Genomic DNA, 2,302 nt, shown 5'->3' with positions numbered 1-2,302 from the left:
CATTTCTGACAATGTATTCTTTATCTTGCCATAACAGTTCTTGTTTATTTTCCCCAGTTTCTTCACAATTCGCTGTTTATCAATCGTTCTTATTTGATCCAGCGCAATCCAACTGTCGACAGATTTAAAAACCGTACCAATCCTTGTCGGAATGTTGAGATGTTCCTTCGTTGTCATGGGAGCAACAATAATCGTGTACGAATATACATTCATTTCTTTGGGAGTGAGCACAACACATGGCCTTGTTTTTTGGATTTCTTTTCCTACCGTTGGGTCAAGGCAAACAAGGACGACGTCATATTGCGCGATCATTCTGCTAACTCATTCCAATCGAGATCGATGGATTCAGGTATCAGCATTTCTGGCTTGCCTTTTGAATAGGCATCCTTAAACATCTTTTCCCATCCCTCTCTTGGTTTCCTTGAGCTTGCTCTGATAATTATCTCGTTATTCTTAACATCGAGCTCAACATCGTCGATTATTCCGCACTGCTCAAGAAGTGTTCTTGAAAAGCGAAGACCCTTGGAATTACCAATTGTAATTAAGTGTGTTTGCATGCCTTACCCCTCTCTCTCGTAATTACAATATAATTATACCACGATTCAAAGAGAGCTAAACATGATTTATTGATGGTGGTGATGAGAATGCTTTGGTTCCGCTATAGGGCTTTGCGGTTATGCCAATAAGTAGGGTTTCTGTGTTGATGAGAAATTGCCAAAACCATGATTTTATCAACTTCTATAGAATACAATATCTTGTGAGGGAATTCACTTACCCAATCCCCGTTGTTCTAACTCATAGAACAATACCGCATCATTGAGTTCACTCTCTGCCTCCTTGATAAACTCGATGTTCATTATGATTTCCCAAAGATATCTTCAAAAGAAACAACGTCCGCCGTCCCCTCTCGGTAACTTTGCAGACGTCGACTTGCTTCTTCCATCCAAATTGAGTTGATAGCTGGACTGGGGGCATCTGCCGAGTCGCTTCACTTCTTTATGAAGGAATTTGCAGTAGACTTTGGTCGACGTGATCATCTCGATAAGCTCTTGGCCTTTGTCCCGAGTCCTGCTCTCCTGAACATGATTGATCACGATTTTGATCAGTACTGGATGCTCAAGCAGTCGAGTGCTTCTCCCGGCTTACTTCGCGATATTTACCGCGTTGAGACATCCCAGCATCAGGCAATCAACCAGGCTCGCATTGCACTGGGGCTGCCTGCAGACCACCCTCTCTCAAGCCGGGTGTTGGCCGCGGTTGCCGCCAAGGAAAGTTGCGGTGGCAAGAACATGAACGATAGCCACAGCGGAGCCATGGGGTACATGCAATTTATCCCTGCAACAGCGAAGGAACAAGCGGCAAAAATCCTCCGTCGTCCGATCACAACGGAACTCCGTCCCTACCAGGAATCGCTTCAAAAACTCATCCAAGCGGATGCACCCGACAGCGAGGTTCGCCGCATTCTTTGTGATCCGGACATCGCCATGCTCTTGGCCACGCATTACCTGAAAGAACTCTATGAACAGGCTCAGCAAGTCACCGATGATCCTGATCGGGCCCTATCCCTTTCCTTGGCCGCCTATAATGCCGGTCCAGGCCGGGTCTTCTCCCGAGACGATCAGGGGATCCTTATCTCCGGACGCATCCCCTCTATTCCGGAGACCACGGATTATGTGTCAACCATTATGGATTCTCTAACAAATCCCGTGTGGCAAGAAATCGCGAAAACTCCCGATCAAGCCGATGCCATCATCGGGCGACGCATCAAAACCGGTACCGGACGAGCCGGAATGTCCATTACGGAAATCGATCTCAGTCAGTATTCTGGAAAAAGCCTTGAGGCCTTGCACTATGGGTTGAAGCACGAACGGGAGGGGCTCGATTACGTTTACCGCGACCATGACTGTTATGACTTTGTCACCCGAAACACCGATACCGTGGCGAATGTTGCCCTGAAATCGGATCAGCATCTTACTCGAGACAAGCTCGACAAGCAGCTACAAAGTGGACAACTCCGCGAAGGGATGGTTCTCTGCACGCCCCAGGCCTCCATGTTTGGCAGCGGACGCGACCATTGGGGTACCCTGGTCAAAGATCAGTCCGGTAACTGGGCTGTTCTTCATTTCAGCAAGGCTGGAGTTTGTCTGGCGCCACTCAGCGAGTTTCTTCGAAATGTCCCTGCTTCAGGCGATCTGCGACTCGGAACGGTATAGTTATTCGATAAACATTTCTGACAATGTATTCTTTATCTTGCCATAACAGTTCTTGTTTATTTTCCCCAGTTTCTTCACAATTCGCTGTT

At 47.2% G+C, this 2,302-nt stretch carries 3 protein-coding genes and 1 pseudogene; 1 reads left to right on the top strand and 3 read right to left on the bottom strand.

Features of this window, described 5'->3' with window-relative positions; all coding sequences use genetic code 11:
• The 3 genes and pseudogenes from EJP87_RS15505 to EJP87_RS19100 all read right to left on the bottom strand — a co-directional run.
• Nucleotides 1-312 (bottom strand): type II toxin-antitoxin system PemK/MazF family toxin (locus tag EJP87_RS15505; protein ID WP_130472759.1); only part of this gene is annotated, 312 nt, incomplete at its 3' end.
• Nucleotides 309-557 (bottom strand): AbrB/MazE/SpoVT family DNA-binding domain-containing protein, encoded by a 249-nt coding sequence (locus EJP87_RS15500; RefSeq protein ID WP_130472758.1) that lies wholly within the window; start codon nucleotides 555-557, stop codon nucleotides 309-311. The genes EJP87_RS15500 and EJP87_RS15505, both read right to left, overlap by 4 nt.
• Nucleotides 558-856: 299 nt before the next feature.
• A pseudogene (locus EJP87_RS19100) lies at nucleotides 857-973 on the bottom strand (addiction module protein); the annotation flags it as partial.
• 25 nt (nucleotides 974-998) lie between these two features.
• Between EJP87_RS19100 and EJP87_RS15485 the strand changes: the two are divergent.
• The gene (locus EJP87_RS15485; RefSeq protein WP_130472757.1) at nucleotides 999-2,213 is read left to right on the top strand and encodes a lytic transglycosylase domain-containing protein; all 1,215 of its coding nucleotides are present in this window, start codon (nucleotides 999-1,001) and stop codon (nucleotides 2,211-2,213) included.
• Nucleotides 2,214-2,302: the final 89 nt, after the last annotated feature.

The organism is Candidatus Magnetaquicoccus inordinatus (genome assembly GCF_004217665.1).
Classification (GTDB): Bacteria; Pseudomonadota; Magnetococcia; order Magnetococcales; family Magnetaquicoccaceae; genus Magnetaquicoccus; species Magnetaquicoccus inordinatus.
The sequence above is the reverse complement of the archived record's forward strand: the minus strand, read 5'-3'. Positions and strand labels throughout refer to the sequence as shown.

Excerpts from the sequence above, each read along its gene's own strand:
- EJP87_RS15500 (WP_130472758.1), bottom strand. The coding sequence starts at position 557 with ATGCAAACACACTTAATTACAATTGGTAATTCCAAGGGTCTTCGCTTT.
- EJP87_RS15485 (WP_130472757.1), top strand. The coding sequence starts at position 999 with ATGAAGGAATTTGCAGTAGACTTTGGTCGACGTGATCATCTCGATAAG.